This window comes from Halorubrum sp. SP9 (genome assembly GCF_005435015.1).
Classification (GTDB): domain Archaea; phylum Halobacteriota; class Halobacteria; order Halobacteriales; family Haloferacaceae; genus Halorubrum; species Halorubrum sodomense.
In genome coordinates this window covers 1-208 of sequence record NZ_SGXU01000828.1, presented here as the reverse complement: position 1 = coordinate 208, position 208 = coordinate 1, and the positions used below count along the sequence as shown (strand labels likewise).

Genomic DNA, 208 nt, shown 5'->3' with positions numbered 1-208 from the left:
AGGGTGTGAAACGTATTCTATAACACGCAGTCGCCAAATCAATAGTATTTCAAAACTCGAATACGAAAATTGCGACATGTACGATCTCACTGGCTTTCAACGCGATCTGCTATACGTAGTTGCCGGACTTGACGACCCCCACGGACTCGCGATCAAAAACGAGCTCGAGGACTACTACGAAAAGGAAATCCATCATGGTCGGCTCTAT

At 46.2% G+C, this 208-nt stretch carries 1 pseudogene; it reads left to right on the top strand.

Going from position 1 to position 208, the window contains the following annotated elements:
- Positions 1–76: 76 nt before the first annotated feature.
- Positions 77–208, top strand: a pseudogene (locus EXE45_RS19445) (chlorophyll a-b binding domain-containing protein); the annotation flags it as partial.